This is a genomic window from Cognatishimia sp. SS12 (genome assembly GCF_028369055.1).
Lineage (GTDB): Bacteria > Pseudomonadota > Alphaproteobacteria > Rhodobacterales > Rhodobacteraceae > Cognatishimia.
In genome coordinates, this window is sequence record NZ_JAQNCZ010000001.1 from 410,026 (window position 1) to 423,911 (window position 13,886).

The 13,886-nt window shown below is 59.1% G+C and carries 14 protein-coding genes and 1 tRNA gene; 5 read left to right on the forward strand and 10 right to left on the reverse strand.

What is annotated here, in order from left to right:
* Positions 1 to 7: 7 nt before the first annotated feature.
* A complete protein-coding gene (locus N6L24_RS01955) occupies positions 8 to 451 on the forward strand; it encodes a cupin domain-containing protein (RefSeq protein ID WP_271842959.1) in 444 nt (147 codons plus the stop codon).
* A gap of 6 nt (positions 452 to 457) precedes the next feature.
* Positions 458 to 1,255 (forward strand): glutathione S-transferase family protein, encoded by a 798-nt coding sequence (locus N6L24_RS01960; protein WP_271842960.1) that lies wholly within the window; start codon positions 458 to 460, stop codon positions 1,253 to 1,255.
* A gap of 96 nt (positions 1,256 to 1,351) precedes the next feature.
* Here the strand turns inward: N6L24_RS01960 and N6L24_RS01965 are convergent, their stop codons facing one another.
* The 3 genes from N6L24_RS01965 to rocF are packed head-to-tail and all read right to left on the reverse strand — an operon-like array spanning position 1,352 to position 4,254.
* Positions 1,352 to 2,404 carry an ornithine cyclodeaminase gene (locus N6L24_RS01965; RefSeq protein ID WP_271842961.1) on the reverse strand — a complete coding sequence of 351 codons (1,053 nt, stop codon included), beginning with the start codon at positions 2,402 to 2,404 and terminating at the stop codon, positions 1,352 to 1,354.
* Between the two features lie 9 nt (positions 2,405 to 2,413).
* Positions 2,414 to 3,331 (reverse strand): citrulline utilization hydrolase CtlX, encoded by a 918-nt coding sequence (ctlX, locus tag N6L24_RS01970; RefSeq protein ID WP_271842962.1) that lies wholly within the window; start codon positions 3,329 to 3,331, stop codon positions 2,414 to 2,416.
* Positions 3,331 to 4,254: an arginase gene (gene rocF / locus N6L24_RS01975; RefSeq protein WP_271842963.1), complete on the reverse strand. Its 924-nt coding sequence runs from the start codon at positions 4,252 to 4,254 to the stop codon at positions 3,331 to 3,333. The genes ctlX and rocF overlap by 1 nt, the downstream gene beginning before the upstream one ends.
* A gap of 119 nt (positions 4,255 to 4,373) precedes the next feature.
* Between rocF and N6L24_RS01980 the strand changes: the two genes are divergently transcribed.
* Positions 4,374 to 4,799 (forward strand): Lrp/AsnC family transcriptional regulator, encoded by a 426-nt coding sequence (locus tag N6L24_RS01980; protein ID WP_271842964.1) that lies wholly within the window; start codon positions 4,374 to 4,376, stop codon positions 4,797 to 4,799.
* Between the two features lie 3 nt (positions 4,800 to 4,802).
* On the opposite strand, the gene N6L24_RS01985 is transcribed toward N6L24_RS01980, so the two are convergent.
* Positions 4,803 to 5,261 (reverse strand): disulfide bond formation protein B, encoded by a 459-nt coding sequence (locus N6L24_RS01985; protein WP_271842965.1) that lies wholly within the window; start codon positions 5,259 to 5,261, stop codon positions 4,803 to 4,805.
* Position 5,262: 1 nt separating this feature from the next.
* A complete protein-coding gene (locus tag N6L24_RS01990; protein ID WP_271842966.1) occupies positions 5,263 to 5,841 on the reverse strand; it encodes a YqaA family protein in 579 nt (192 codons plus the stop codon).
* Between the two features lie 181 nt (positions 5,842 to 6,022).
* Between N6L24_RS01990 and N6L24_RS01995 the strand changes: the two genes are divergently transcribed.
* Positions 6,023 to 6,108, forward strand: a tRNA-Leu gene (locus tag N6L24_RS01995).
* Between the two features lie 67 nt (positions 6,109 to 6,175).
* On the opposite strand, the gene N6L24_RS02000 is transcribed toward N6L24_RS01995, so the two are convergent.
* From N6L24_RS02000 to N6L24_RS02015, 4 genes are all read right to left on the reverse strand, one after another.
* Positions 6,176 to 7,222: a flavin monoamine oxidase family protein gene (locus N6L24_RS02000; protein ID WP_271842967.1), complete on the reverse strand. Its 1,047-nt coding sequence runs from the start codon at positions 7,220 to 7,222 to the stop codon at positions 6,176 to 6,178.
* A gap of 13 nt (positions 7,223 to 7,235) precedes the next feature.
* A complete protein-coding gene (locus N6L24_RS02005; protein WP_271842968.1) occupies positions 7,236 to 7,904 on the reverse strand; it encodes a cupin domain-containing protein in 669 nt (222 codons plus the stop codon).
* 18 nt (positions 7,905 to 7,922) lie between these two features.
* A complete protein-coding gene (locus N6L24_RS02010) occupies positions 7,923 to 8,543 on the reverse strand; it encodes a glutathione S-transferase family protein (RefSeq protein ID WP_271842969.1) in 621 nt (206 codons plus the stop codon).
* 206 nt (positions 8,544 to 8,749) lie between these two features.
* Complete coding sequence (locus tag N6L24_RS02015) at positions 8,750 to 11,401, reverse strand: Hint domain-containing protein (RefSeq protein ID WP_271842970.1); 2,652 nt, start codon at positions 11,399 to 11,401, stop codon at positions 8,750 to 8,752.
* Between the two features lie 280 nt (positions 11,402 to 11,681).
* Between N6L24_RS02015 and N6L24_RS02020 the strand changes: the two genes are divergently transcribed.
* The gene (locus N6L24_RS02020; protein WP_271842971.1) at positions 11,682 to 12,467 is read left to right on the forward strand and encodes a Hint domain-containing protein; all 786 of its coding nucleotides are present in this window, start codon (positions 11,682 to 11,684) and stop codon (positions 12,465 to 12,467) included.
* A 3-nt stretch (positions 12,468 to 12,470) separates the two neighbouring features.
* On the opposite strand, the gene N6L24_RS02025 is transcribed toward N6L24_RS02020, so the two are convergent.
* Positions 12,471 to 13,796 carry an HlyC/CorC family transporter gene (locus tag N6L24_RS02025; protein WP_271842972.1) on the reverse strand — a complete coding sequence of 442 codons (1,326 nt, stop codon included), beginning with the start codon at positions 13,794 to 13,796 and terminating at the stop codon, positions 12,471 to 12,473.
* Positions 13,797 to 13,886 lie beyond the last annotated feature (90 nt).

Below are 13,886 nucleotides of genomic sequence, written 5' to 3' on the forward strand. Positions count from 1 at the left end.
AGAAACGATGAAAGATCTGGCCCGGCTTGACGGCGCCATCGACTGGCTCGGCGTTCAGTACAAGACCATCCTGACACCAGCGCAAAGCGGCGGTGCGATGTCCATCGTGGACAGTTTGTCGCCCGTTGGCAGTGGCCCGCCGCGCCATGTGCATGAGACCGAAGATGAGGCATTTATCATCATGACGGGCCAGTGCAAATTTTGGCTCGAAGGGGACGAATTTACTGCCGGTGCCGGCGAAAGCGTGTTCATCCCGCGCGGCAAGGAACACACGTTCAAAGTGATTGGGGATGAGCCCTGCCGCCATGTGTTGATCCTGACGCCTGGCGGTTTTGAAGGGTTCTTTGCCGATATGGCGGCAGGTCAGTTCCGCATTCCAGAAGACATGGCAGCGATCGAAGAATCAGCCAAACGGCACAATCTGGTTTTTACCGGCCCGCCGCTGGAGTGACGTGAAATGGCAAAGCATATCGTCTATCACATTCCTGTCTGCCCCTTCTCACAGCGTCTGGAAATTCTGTTGGCTCTACGGGGGCAGCGTGACGCGGTCGAGTTCAGGGTTGTGGACATCACAAAACCCCGCGACCCCGAATTGCTCGCCAAGACACGTGGCACAACCGCATTGCCGGTGCTTGAAACCAGCGATGGTCGCATTTTGAAAGAGAGCCTGGTGATCCTACGCTATCTTGATGAGGCATTGGAGGGGCGTGCGCTGCGCCGGGCTGATCCGGTCGAACACGCGATTGAATCCATGCTGATCGCGCGTGAAGGGCCTTTTACAATGGCGGGCTATCTCTTTGTCATGAACCAGGACCGCAATCAGCGGGACGCGCATCGCGACAAAGTGCTGGCGCTTTACCGGGACATCAATGATTTTCTCGTCGATCAGAACCCAGACGGGCCATATCTATTTGACGATTTTGGCTTGGCAGAGACGGTTTTTACGCCTGTTTTCAAACGGTTCTGGTTCTTGGAATATTACGAGGATTTCACGCTGCCGGCAGAAGGCGGCTATGATCGCGTGCGGCAATGGCGTGATGCCTGCATGGCGCATCCTGCGACGGGGCAAGTCACCCAAGAGGAAATCGTCAAGCTTTATTACGACTACGCACTCGGTGCTGGAAATGGGGCTTTGCCTGCGGGGCGCGCGGTGTCCAGTTTTGCCATTCAGCCAAAATGGCAGGACAGGCCGATGCCCCCGCGCGACAAATACGCTGGTTCAGCCAGCGACCACGCGCTTGGCCTTGCCAGCTGACGCACCGCTAACAGCGCGCGCCTTTGATCAAAAAGCCCCCCTCAGCGTGGCTGAGGGGGGCGAAACGCGCGGCGTGCAGCCGGAAGGAAAGGGACGTTACTGCACGACCTTTGCGCGCTGAAGCATGCCAAAGAGATCGCGCGGATCATCTGGGTCCGCCAGCATATCCAGCGGCTCAGAAAATGGCGTGTCTTTGACGCGGTCACGGATGTAGCGCAGGGCCGAGAAATCCTCGATCGCAAAGCCGACGCCGTCAAATAGGGTGATCTGCTTGTCATCCTTGCGGCCGGTGGCTTTGCCGGTGATCACTTCCCAGAGTTCAATCACAGGGAAATCTTCGGGCATCTGCTGAATTTCGCCTTCGATGCGGGTCTGCGGCGGGAATTCCACGAAAACATCCGACCGTTCCAGAATGCCAGAGGCCAATTCGGTCTTGCCCGGGCAATCGCCGCCGATGGCGTTGATATGCACACCGGCGCCGACCATGTTGTCGCTGAGGATGGTGGCGTTTTTCTTGTCGGCGGTGCAGGTGGTCAAGATCTGCGCGCCCTGAATGGCCTCTTCAGGCGTTTGACAGATGGTCACGTCAACCCCCATGCCGCGCAGGTTGCGCGCACATTTTTCCGAGGCCGCCGAGTCCACATCATAAAGGCGCACGTTTTCAATGCCGACAATGGCCTTCATCGCCAGCGTCTGAAATTCGGACTGCGCGCCATTGCCAATCATCGCCATGGTTTTGGCATTCTTGGGGGCCAGATATTTTGCCGCCATCGCAGATGTCGCAGCAGTGCGCAGCGCGGTCAGCACGGTCATTTCGGTCAGAAGCACCGGATAGCCAGTGTAAACATCCGCCAGCAGACCAAAGGCGGTCACGGTTTGCAGGCCCTCAGATGTGTTCTTGGGGTGGCCGTTGACGTATTTGAAACCATAGGCTTCGCCATCGCTGGTTGGCATCAGCTCAATCACACCGACGTCAGAATGCGAGGCAACGCGCGGGGTTTTGTCAAACAGCTCCCAGCGGCGGAAATCGGCTTCGACATAAGACGCCAGATCGCGCAGCATGTCTTCGATGCCGATGTGATGCACAAGGCGCATCATATTGTCGACGCTTACGAATGGGACGAGGGCTTTGTCAGATGGTTGTGGCATGGGGACCTCTTAGGTGCGACGTGTCAGGTGGATGCCAGCGATCATGCAGCGCACAGAGCCGCCGGCGGTTTCGATTGTGGGGATGGACAGGGGCAGGGGCTCTGCCGATTTTTCGACAATGGCCAACTGGTCCGGGCGCAAGGATTTGAGCGCGCGCTCCGAAAGGGCCAGCACCCGGCGGTGGCCCATCAGTTCAATCGCGTTGCCTGCAAATTCACCAATCTGTTCGTGGCTCAGCGCGATGACCTCGCAGCCAGATTCCTCAAGCCGGTGCGCAACCGTGCGGCGGCGCTCAGGCTCGACAATCATGTCCAGACAAATCAGCGCATAATCGGTGCCAATGCCCATCAGCACGTTGGTGTGATAAACATCACGCCCTTGGGCATCCTTGGCCTCAAATGCGATGGGTTCATAGTTAAAATGCGTGCAGAAACGCTCCAAGATCACCGGGTCGGCGCGGTTGGATTGCACGGTATAGGCAATGCGCCCGGTGTGATCGAGCACCATGGCCCCGGTGCCTTCCAGCGCCAGATTGTCTTGCTCAAGACCCGAATAATCAATCACGTCCTGTACGCGATATTCGGCCTTCAGCATTTCGATGACATCCATGCGCCGTTCTTTGCGACGGTTTTCTGCGAACATCGGATAGATGGCGACATGCCCGCCGGCATGGGTGGAAAACCAGTTGTTGGGGAACACACTGTCCGGCGTGTCGGTGCCGGTGTCGTCAAACACATGCACCCGCACGCCAGCATCGCGCAGCTTGGCAACCGCGCCGTCAAATTCGCGCAGCGCGGCCTCAGAGGTGGCATCCACGCTGGCGTTGCTCAGGGTTTGAAACGCATTGTCATCGCGCGTTTCCGGGTTAGAGCAGAAGTGATGCGGGCGGATCATCACAACCGATTGGGGGGCTTGAACAGATTTCATCAATAGCTCCGGGTGGGTCTGTCAAAGATGCGGCGCCCCAGCGACGATGCGGCCAGGTCAACCATCAGAGAGGCGGTGCGCCCGCGCTCATCCAGGAAGGGGTTCAGCTCAACCAGGTCGAGCGAGGTCATCAGCCCGCTGTCATGCAGAAGCTCCATCACCAGATGCGCCTCGCGCACGGTTGCGCCGCCTGGCACGGTGGTGCCCACTGCGGGCGCAACGCTTGGGTCAAGAAAATCGACATCCAACGACACATGCAGCAACCCGTTGGCATCAGACACTTTTTTCAAGAATGCCGTCAAAGGTTTGGCAATGCCGTTTTCGTCAATTTCGCGCATGTCGTGGCGCAGAATGTTGCTTTGTTGCAGGGCCTCGCGCTCTGCGCCATCCACACTGCGCAGGCCGATGATGCAGATGTTTTCCTGCGGGACGGGGGCGGTCAGTTCAGGAAACCCGTCAAAGCCCTCGCGCCCGGTGAAATAGGCCACAGGCGTGCCGTGCAGGTTGCCGGAATCGGTGCTCTGCGGCGTGTGGTAATCGGAATGCGCATCCAGCCACAGCACAAATTGCGGACGATTCTGCGCCTTGGCATAGCGGCTGACGCCCAAAACGGACCCCGCCCCTAGGCTGTGATCGCCGCCCAGGAAAATCGGCAGACCGCGCGCCATCGCCGCTTCGGCGGCGTCGGCGATCGCATGGGTCCAGCCGATGGTTTCAGCCCAATGATGCACATGTTCGGCAGGCGGCGTTGCTTCAACGGAGGCTGGTTTCAAATTCCCGGTGTCGGCAACCTCATGGCCCAGCTCAGTCAAAGATTCGACAAGCCCCGCGGTGCGATAGGCGTCAGGCCCCATCAAACAGCCCCGGCGTTTCTTGCCGGAATCTACCGGCGCGCCAATGAGAATACAGGTTTTCAGTGACATCGATTCACACCCCATTTGAAGATATGATCGCAGTTTGATGCCAATTCGGGTTGAATTATAGCGCTCAAATTGTACAAATTGGGCAGTGATTGCGCGAAATGGAAGGGTAAACGTTCGAAATGGATGATGTTGACCGGCAGTTGATATCTGCGTTGCGCCACGACGCGCGCGCGTCGCTTTCGGACCTGGCGACAGAGCTGGGTGTGTCGCGGACCACGGTGCGCGGACGGATTGAGCGCCTGCGCGAACGCGGCGATATCGTCGGTTTCAGCGTGGTGCTGAAAGAGGATGTGCAACAAGATCTGGTGCGTGGCCTGATGATGATCGGCATCGAAGGGCGCGGCGCGGATCGCATCAGCCGCCAGCTTCAGGGCATGCCGACCGTGCGGGCCATTCACTCCACCAACGGGCGCTGGGATCTGATTGTTGAGCTGGGCACTCAGACGCTAGAGGATTTGGACGCAGTTCTTGCCCGCATCCGGCGGCTGGAAGGGGTGGCGCACAGCGAAACCAATCTGCTGCTTGCCACGCGCAAACGCAGCTGACGCTTAGGCCGTCTTGCGCGCCGCAATCACCCAGAGCACGGCCAGCACCAGCGAAAACACCGCGTTCAGGTTGGCCATGGTCAGCCCGGCCATCTGCCAAGGAATCTCGTCGCAGCGGATCAGCGGCGCGGTCATGATCTGCTCAAAGAGCTCATCGCTGTTCAGCCCGCCAATATCGGTGGAGGTACAGGAATTCGGCCCTTCCCAGAGTTTGCGTTCCACGCCGGAATGATAGATGCCGATCACGCCGGTCGTGGCCGTTGCGGCCGCGCCAAGCCAAGCCAGCACCCGAAGCCCCGCCGCATAGGCGATGGCCCCAATGAGCACCGCCGCCATATGTGGATAGCGTTGCCAGTAGCAAAGCTTGCAGGGTGCATAGCCGAAATACTGAAACCCCCAAGCCCCAATGAGCAAGGCCGCGGAGGCAGCGGTGAGCGAAAGGATCAATGCGCGTTGGGTCATATTATAGGTACCGAACAAGGAAAAAGCCGCCGAGCAGCAGGATCAGGAACAGGGTAAAAACCAGTCCCAGGCGTTTTTCAATGAAATTGCGGATGGGTGCGCCAAAACCCCACAGCAGGCCTGCGACGATGAAAAACCGCAAGCCGCGTGCCAGAATTGAGGTCGCAACAAAGGTCACAAGCGGCATGCCGCTCCAGCCCGACATGATGGTGATCACCTTGTACGGGAACGGGGTGATCCCCGCGCCCAGAACAGCCCAGAAACCGAAATCGTTAAAGCGCGTGTTAAACGCGGCCATTGCGTCCCCTTTGCCAAGCGCGTCCAGAATCGGCTGGCCAATCTGTTCATAGGCAAAGGCACCGATTCCATAGCCAAGCAGCCCGCCCAAGACCGAGGACACTGTCGCGACCAGCGCGATCAACCAGGCGCGGTGCGGGGCTGCGAGAATCATGGGAATCATCAGGATATCCGGCGGGATCGGAAACACGCTGCTTTCGATAAAGCTGACAAAAGCCAGTGCCCAAAGTGCATGCGGATGGTCCGCAAGGCGCATTGTCCAATTGTAAAGGTTTCTGATCATAACGGCCCCATCTTCTTGCGCCACTGCCTGCGGTCTTTGCGCGTTAAGTGCAAGCGTTAATTGCGCCTTGGCTGATTTCGGGCGGGGCGGCGGAAGGGGTGCGAAAAATGTAGGCGCGAATGCTAATTTTGCGTTTTCTCTCTGGACGAAGGCAGCGGGCTTGGGTATCTCAGCCAAACGTGCCCAAGTGGCGGAATGGTAGACGCAGGGGATTCAAAATCCCCCGTCCTAGCGGACGTGCCGGTTCGAGTCCGGCCTTGGGTACCAGCTTACCTCGCTGGAAACAAAAACGGGATGTGCCTTGGCACATCCTTTTTTTGTTGTCACAGCCGTGTCAGAGGGCGAGCGCGCCATAGGTGATATCTGCGGCCTCGAGCGCCCCTTCGAGGAAGCCACCAAATTCGCGCGCTGTTTCGCTTCCAGAGAAAAACAGTTTTCCAGCCAATGGTTTGTCCAGTGCGGGCGCTGGACCATAGGCCGGGTGGTGACCTAGCGGCGCGGCATCTGCCGGTGTCGCCGTAAACGCATCGGCGGCCCAATCTTTGATATGAAGTGCCAGGGGTTCTGCGGCTTGCGGGCCGAAAAGCCGCGCGAATTGCGCAAGCGCGGCGGCACGCAGTGCGCTGATATCTGTGCGCGCGGCGGCAGGGAGGCCGACAAAGCCGAATAAGGCGGCGGGGCCATTTGGCAGGCTCGCATCATGGATTTCGACCATGGGGCCATGGCGGCTCATGGCGTCGCCGGACAATCCGGCATCCCGCCAAAAGGGGGCCTCATAGGTCGCCAAGACCTTGGCTTGGCCGGCCATCCATGTCGGCGTCGCGGCGAGCCGGGCGCGGGCCGCATCTGGCAGGTCCGGCATTTGGATTGTTTCGGCAGCAAGCCGTGGGGGCAGGGCAAGAACAACCTGGCGCGCCTGAATGCTGCGCCCACGATCGTCGATTACATGCAATCGGTCATTGCCGCTCTCGATGCGGGCAATGCGCCAGCCGTGGTGCAGCCTGTCCTGCGGCAGCTTTTGGACAAGGGCAGAGATCAAACCGGCAAATCCGCCCTCAAGGCGCAGAGAGCCTTGCATTGAGGCAAAGCCAGCGCCCCGTTCAACCCGGCCCCGGGCATCTTCGAAGCTGAGCGTGCCAGCCCAATGTTGCTCATAAACCTTGAGGTTCAGCTGCCGGATCAGCGCCGCGATCCTCGGTTGGCCCGGCCAGAACCAGGCTGGACCAAGGTCAAAGGCGGCGTCTGGGCCGATCCCGCAGATGCGGCCGCCAAACCGCGGGCGCGCTTCGATCAGGGTGACGTCGCGACCTTCGGCGTAAAGGCGGGTGGCCAGCGCCAACCCAGAGAGGCCGCCGCCGACAATTAAGATATCGGTGTGCATTGTGGGTCCAATGTTAGACAGTTGGGGCCTTTGCAAACGGCAGATGGCCGGTTTTTGACCAGAGTTTTGCCCCGTCCGTCCCGGCAGTGGCCGTGAACGCGGCCCCATCAGGCAGCCGGGTCCAGCTGCCTTTGGTCAAGATCTCCCCATCACCTGTCAGGCTGCCCGAAAGCACCAGCAATTCAATCCCGCCCGCATCGCTGAGCGATAGTTTGGCACCGGGGGCCAGCTCCTGATAGCGCACAGTCTCGCGCGTATCCTCATGCAGCACGGCGGTCGCAACGCCATCTAGAGGAGCCCCAAGCTCGTCGGCCATGGTTTTTCGAAATTGCGTGCGGTCATTCGCGTCGAATTGCCAGAGTTTGACAAAGATCACGCAGCCCTCTGCGGCGCCGGGCGTATGGGCCGTGGTCGGCGGGTTGCGCACATATGTGCCCGCCGGATAATCCCCATGTTCATCCTGAAACACGCCCTCCAGCACAATGAACTCCTCGCCGCCGGTGTGGGTATGGGCCGAAAATTTGCTGGCCGGCGCATACCGGACAATTGAGGTCGCGCGCGCGACCTCATCACCAATCCGGTCCAGCATGCGCCGGTCCACGCCTTTCATGGGGGAGGGGACCCAATCAAGCGTTTCTGTGTCAATCGTGACCTTTTGGGAAAAGTCTGAATTCAGTTCCATGATCCCATCCTTTCAGGCTCAATTGGCGACCGAGGGGCGCTCGGCAACCCGTGCGCGCCAGGCGTGCAAATGGGTCAGCTCTTCGGCGATGTCGACCTTGGCAAAATCAGCAAAGGCAAGCCCCGCAAAGACCGTGATATCCGCGACCGAAAACGCATCGCCCGCAACGTAAGGGCTCTCGGCCAGAACACCATCCAGGTAAGACATGGTTTTGGTGGCGACGGCTTTGCGTTTTTCGCCCCATTCTGCGCATTGGTCCGTTTCAAGATCTGGGCCAAGGCCGGGGGTGGCGTGGTGGAAATAGTCAGCCACCGCATTCAAGAGACCATTTTCAGCGCGCAGGTTCATCATAGAGATATGCGCGCGCGCAAAGGGGGAGCGCCCGGTCAACGATGGCCCGTCAAAGCTGCCGTCAATGTATTCGGTGATGGCGGTGCACTGCGCAATGCAGGTGCCATCTGCAAGCTCAAGGTAGGGGACCGTCGCGTCCGGGTTCTTTGCGCGAAAGGCCTCGCTGCGGTGTTCCCCCGCCATGACATCCACAGGGACAAAGGTCACGGCGTCCGATGCGTTTTTTTCGGCCAGCGCCATGCGGATGCGGGCAGGGTTGGGGAAACCGGCGGTTTCATAGATCTTCATGACGTGGCCTTTCTGAGAACGCGTTTACATATACCTACTGATAGGTAGATAATTTTGCAAGACATTCTTACGCTGGCCATATGTTGCTCAAATGTGTTTTATCTTTCTGATTTCTTTTTGTTTTTTCCCTGATGTGAACCAGAACGCGGCAAAAAAACGCGCTCACTTTGGTGTGAGCGCGCTGCGTTTGCTTGAATATTGTTGCCCTAGAGGTGGCGCAGAATCACGCTTTCATGTTTGCGCAGGATGGGGCGCGCTGCAGTAAATACGGCCTCCGGCGCGTGCTCCAGATCCGGGAAAAGCGTGAATATCTCTGTGCGTTGCGCGTCATCCAGACCTGCCAAGGCCTGCGCACCGGGCTGAAAGCTTTCGCTCCAGATGCCATCAGACAGCACAATTTCATGGCCGTCGCACATGAAATGCACATAGCTGATGTCGGTGACATCGGCGCGGGTAATACCGGGCATGCCAATCAGATGTTTTGCCGACACGAGAATTTCTGTCTCGCCAAACAGCAGTTCGGTTTTTGGGTCCGTGATCAATACGCGATGGTTGGGGCTGACGCACATGTCGCGACTGGGCAGCGCATTGCCCAAAGCCCCGCGCGCGATTTTGACCGGCTGTAGATAGCTGTGTTGCGCCAGTTCCCGTGCGGACAAAACACGGTGGCCGAGCCATCGGATGGGCTGCATGCCATGGTCGCGGGTTTTCACAAGGTCGCCGATCATAAGATCTTCGACCAAGATATCGCCACGTGCCGTGTTGATCCTGGTGCCCGGCGTGAAGCAAGGCACAATCGTTTCTACACCCTCAAATTCGGCGCTGCCGGTGACGGCACCATGCGCGTCAAGGAATTCGATCATGCCGGATTCGCTGTCATATTCATTATAGACCACGCGGTAATCGCCCGCGCCCGACAGGTTGATCACATCGTTGTCGCCGTCAGACTCGCCGCCCCAGATCGTGTCGCCATCGGTGATGTCGCGGAAGGTGTCGCTGCCGTCGCCGCCATTCAGCAGATCGGCGGCATCGCCACCATAGAACACGTCATCTCCTTCGTCGCCTTGCAGCTCGTCCGCGCCGCTGCCGCCATAAAGCGTGTCATTGCCAAGGCGCGCGTAGATCGAGTCGTTGCCCGCGCCGCCTTCGATGATGTCATCGCCTTCGCCTGCGAAAACCCGGTCATCGCCGCCGAGGGCGCGGATGTGGTCGTCATCGCCGCTCATGCCGGGCAGGGTGGCGTCGTCGCCGTCAATCACGTCGCCGTCGGTGTCTGCCTCATTGATGTTCAGCGTATCGTCGCCTTCGGTGCCGGTGACATAGCCATCCGGTGCCGCTGGGATGCCCATTGCCTCCAGAACGGCGGCGTCCGAAACATCGGCTGCGCTGACGCCGACGAGTGTCAGGGCCGCGCCGCTGGGGAAAGTCAGCACCGCGTTGCCATCACTGTCAGCGGAAACGCTGACATTCTTGGTGGTGATCGGAAGCTCCTCATCATGCCAGATCAAGGCGCTCACATCCAGCAAGTCGCCGGCGGTATAGCTGCCGTCGCTGTTTTCGCTGGGCAAGGTAAAGCCGGTCACGCTGTCCTGGCCTGAGCCATCAGACAGCAAAATCGTATCCTGACCAGCGGACAATACGATATGTTCGATATCGAAAAAGGTGGTTGTGTCGGTCCCGTCTGTAAAACTGCCGCGGCCAGGGGTGCTGTCGGTCAGATCAAGTGTGACGCCTGTGGTGACAGCGGACATGTCGATGGTGTCGCCATCCACCTCATCAATGTCCTCGCCTTCGATGGTGTCATTGCCAAAGCCATCTTCAATCACAAAGACGTCGTCGTTATAACCGCCCCAAAGGAAATCATCGCCCTCGCCGGTGCCGCCCGAATAGATGGTGTCATTGCCGATACTGCCGCGCAGATAGTCATTGCCGGTGCCGCCGTGCAGTTCATCATCGCCGATATGCCCATTGATGCTATCGTCGCCGCTGCCGCCAAAGACGGTGTCATTGCCTTCGTTGGTTTCAATTGTGTCGCTGCCTGCGCCACCAAAAAACAGGTTGTCGCCCGCGCCGCCCAGCAGGTAATCATCCCCGTCGCCGCCATCCAGCGTGTCGTTGCCTTCCTCGCCAATCAAGACGTCGTTGCCATCTTCGCCCAGGATCACGTCGTCGCCATCCCCAGCGTAAACCGTGTCATTGCCGTCCCCTGCATGGATGACATCATCGCCATCGGTGACGCGGTCGCCCTCGGGGTCATCCACATAGGTTTCGTCAATCAGATCAGCGGCGGCCGTGCCCTCAACGATTCCGACCGAAGCGTTGACAAAGCTGATGTTGCCCACGCCGATATCGCCGGTCTGCGCCGCGTCTTCGCCGTTTTCAAAAATGATCTCGAGCGAAGTGATCGGCCCGATGATCGATACGCTGACGGTGTCTTCGGCCCCTCCGGTATTGGTGGCGCTGTCTGCCATGCCAAAAGCGTCCAGAATGCCATCGCTGGCGCTGTGGGTGGTGTGCAGATCCGAATAGGACACCGGAAAGATGTTGCCAGCAGCGTCGGTGGCCAGAATGGTGACGCGCTCATCCCAATCCGTGCCGTTCTGGTCGACATCAAAGAGTTCAAATTTCACATTCTCGACCGGACCGTCAAACTCAATCGTGGTGGTCACAGCATCGGACAACCCGCTGACCCAGAGCGTTTCAGCAGCGGGGCTGCCGCGGCTTTCAATAGCGCCGGTCTGCCCATCGCCATTGGTGGAGGTTGTGATGGTCACATCCATCGCCGCCTCGCCGCTGCCGACGGTGGAGGATCCGTTGGTGCCGGTGTCGGCCCAGTTCAAGATCTTTGCGCTTGGCATAGTCTGCTCCGTCTCAATGCTCGTTTTGCGCGCGCGATGTGCGCGTGCTTATTAATTTGACTAGGATGTGACCGGGCAATGCGGTCGTACTGTGATGGAAATTGGGCAAATTTCGTGCGGATTTTATTAATTCTGACGGAAATGGGCCATTCCCTTGGCGATGTCAAATATTGCCTGAATTCATCAGGTTTTAGTCAAATTGCCGCCGTTTTTGCCTTCTACTCCGAGGGCATTGCCAGGCCCGCAGAAGCAGGCCAAAATGATAAAACGGATTAAGCGAATGCGCGTTCGGATTGTGAATCGACGTCTTGCAGAGCAGGCCGTCCTCCCCAGTTTCGGGGATAATATTTTTGCGCAGGTTCAAGAGCGTTGCGGTGTGCAGGCCGTTGTTCCCGCACCTGCGGAGGGCCGCGCAGCCAACGTCCTGCGCCCAGCCGGATTTCAATGCACCGGCATTGACCGCATCACCCAAGCCACCCCTGCCGATCAGCGCGGCGTCAGCTGCCTTGCGGCGACCGCCACGGTCGTGACAAGCGCCGGTCTACGCGCCCTGCATGATCTGCGCGCCGGGGATCTGGTTCTGACACGGGACAACGGATTTCAACCCCTGCTTTGGATCGGCCATGTCGCGGGTGACAAAGCGGTGCCAATGGCGATTGAAATCGCCGCAGATGCCATCGACGAAGGCATCCCGAGCGAGCCGCTGATTGTCTCGGCCCGGCAGCGCATTCTGCTGTCTTGTCCAGAAATTGCTGCGCAATTTGGCACCACTGAGGTGCTCGCCCGTGCGGTTGACCTCTTGCACCTTGAGGGTGTGAGTGAAGTGGCGGCCCCGGACAGTTTCTTTGCGCTGTTCTTTGCGCGCCATGAGGTGCTGCGCGTCAATGACGCCTGGCTGGACACTTTGCAGCCGGATGCGGAGAATATGCGGTGCTTCAGTTCATCTCAGCGCGATGCCATCACAGCCTTGTGCCCGCGTCTGAACGCGCTGCCGCTGGAGCGAAGCTATCCGGCGGCGCGTCCCAGCCTGCGGCGCGCCTTTGCTCGTCAGTTCCAGCGCAGCTGAGATTCAGCGCTGCTCCTCGTCGATGCGCGAAGGCTTTTCAAGCGGGCGCATCTTGAGTTTGGTGATGCGGTTGTCCGTGCGTTCCAGAATTTCAAACCGGAACCCATGAAAGGCAAAAACCTGTCCGGCGGACGGGATGGTCTGCGCCTCATGAATCACCAGCCCCGCGATGGTATTTGCCTCATCATCCGGCAGGTTCCAGTCACTGGCGCGATTGAGGTCGCGGATGGTCATCGCACCGTCGATCAGGAAATGCCCGTCGTCTGATTTACGGATCGGGTGTTCATCATCTGGGTCAAACTCATCGGTGATTTCCCCCACGATTTCTTCCAGAATGTCTTCGAGCGTGATCAGCCCGCGCAGCGCGCCATATTCATCCACCACCAGGGCAAAGTGGCTGCGGCGCTTCAGGAACTGGCGCATTTGATCATCCAGCGATGACGTATCTGGCACAAAATAGGGTTTTTTGGCCACGAGGCTGAGATCAAAGCTGGTGAGGTCGCCGGCGGTGGATTGTCCGGCGGTCAGACGCCCATGCATCGCGCGCAAGAGGTCTTTGGCATGGACAACGCCGACGATATTTTCGGGGTCGTCTTTGTAAACGGGCAGGCGGGTGTAATTGCTTTCCAGACATTGCGCCAGAATATCAGCCGGGGCGTCATCGGCGTTGATCATCTCGATGCCCGAGCGGTGCAGCATGATCTCTTCGACGGTGCGCTCGGCCAGGTCAAGCGCGCCCAGAATGCGGTCACGGTCTTCCTTTTCCACGATGCCTTCGCTGTGGCCCAGCTGGATCGCGCCGGCAATCTCTTCGCGCACAGCAAGAATATGGCTGTCCGGGTCCGTGCGCACGCCAAAGACACGCAGCACCAGCCGGACCAGCAGGCGCACGGCTGAGACGACAGGCGCAAAGACTGTGACCACCACACGGATCACCCCGGCCACGCGCGACGCGGCGGTTTCCGGTTCGGTGATGGCATAGGTTTTGGGCAGCACCTCGGCAAAGATCAGCACCAAGAGCGTCATGACCAAAGTGGCCAGCGCAACGCCGCTTTCGCCAAAAACGCGCGTGAACAGCGCGGTGGCCAGCGAGGTCGCCAGAATGTTCACCAGGTTGTTGCCCAGCAAAACCGAGCCGATCAGGCGTTCGCTGTCTTCGGTCACATCCAGCGCGCGCTGCGCCCCGGTGTTGCCCTTGTCCGCCTGGCTGCGCAGCTTGCCCCGGCTTGCCGCCGTCAGTGCGGTTTCGCTTCCGGAAAAAAACGCGGACAGTGCCAATAGAACAGCAATGGCCCCAGCCGTGACCCAAAAGGCGCTATCCAATCCCATAGATGTGATTTCCCTCGGTGAAAAAATCCACTTAACTGATGACGTTATGGGGCGCAGCGCGCGCGCGTACAAGGGTGCCAGCAAAGGATA

What these genes read in the sequence shown, in the direction of transcription:
- N6L24_RS01955 (WP_271842959.1), top strand. Translation starts at nt 8, where the DNA reads ATGAAAGATCTGGCCCGGCTTGACGGCGCCATCGACTGGCTCGGCGTT.
- N6L24_RS01960 (WP_271842960.1), top strand. Translation starts at nt 458, where the DNA reads ATGGCAAAGCATATCGTCTATCACATTCCTGTCTGCCCCTTCTCACAG.
- N6L24_RS01965 (WP_271842961.1), bottom strand. Translation starts at nt 2,404, where the DNA reads ATGCCACAACCATCTGACAAAGCCCTCGTCCCATTCGTAAGCGTCGAC.
- ctlX (WP_271842962.1), bottom strand. Translation starts at nt 3,331, where the DNA reads ATGAAATCTGTTCAAGCCCCCCAATCGGTTGTGATGATCCGCCCGCAT.
- rocF (WP_271842963.1), bottom strand. Translation starts at nt 4,254, where the DNA reads ATGTCACTGAAAACCTGTATTCTCATTGGCGCGCCGGTAGATTCCGGC.
- N6L24_RS01980 (WP_271842964.1), top strand. Translation starts at nt 4,374, where the DNA reads ATGGATGATGTTGACCGGCAGTTGATATCTGCGTTGCGCCACGACGCG.
- N6L24_RS01985 (WP_271842965.1), bottom strand. Translation starts at nt 5,261, where the DNA reads ATGACCCAACGCGCATTGATCCTTTCGCTCACCGCTGCCTCCGCGGCC.
- N6L24_RS01990 (WP_271842966.1), bottom strand. Translation starts at nt 5,841, where the DNA reads ATGATCAGAAACCTTTACAATTGGACAATGCGCCTTGCGGACCATCCG.
- N6L24_RS02000 (WP_271842967.1), bottom strand. Translation starts at nt 7,222, where the DNA reads ATGCACACCGATATCTTAATTGTCGGCGGCGGCCTCTCTGGGTTGGCG.
- N6L24_RS02005 (WP_271842968.1), bottom strand. Translation starts at nt 7,904, where the DNA reads ATGGAACTGAATTCAGACTTTTCCCAAAAGGTCACGATTGACACAGAA.
- N6L24_RS02010 (WP_271842969.1), bottom strand. Translation starts at nt 8,543, where the DNA reads ATGAAGATCTATGAAACCGCCGGTTTCCCCAACCCTGCCCGCATCCGC.
- N6L24_RS02015 (WP_271842970.1), bottom strand. Translation starts at nt 11,401, where the DNA reads ATGCCAAGCGCAAAGATCTTGAACTGGGCCGACACCGGCACCAACGGA.
- N6L24_RS02020 (WP_271842971.1), top strand. Translation starts at nt 11,682, where the DNA reads ATGCGCGTTCGGATTGTGAATCGACGTCTTGCAGAGCAGGCCGTCCTC.
- N6L24_RS02025 (WP_271842972.1), bottom strand. Translation starts at nt 13,796, where the DNA reads ATGGGATTGGATAGCGCCTTTTGGGTCACGGCTGGGGCCATTGCTGTT.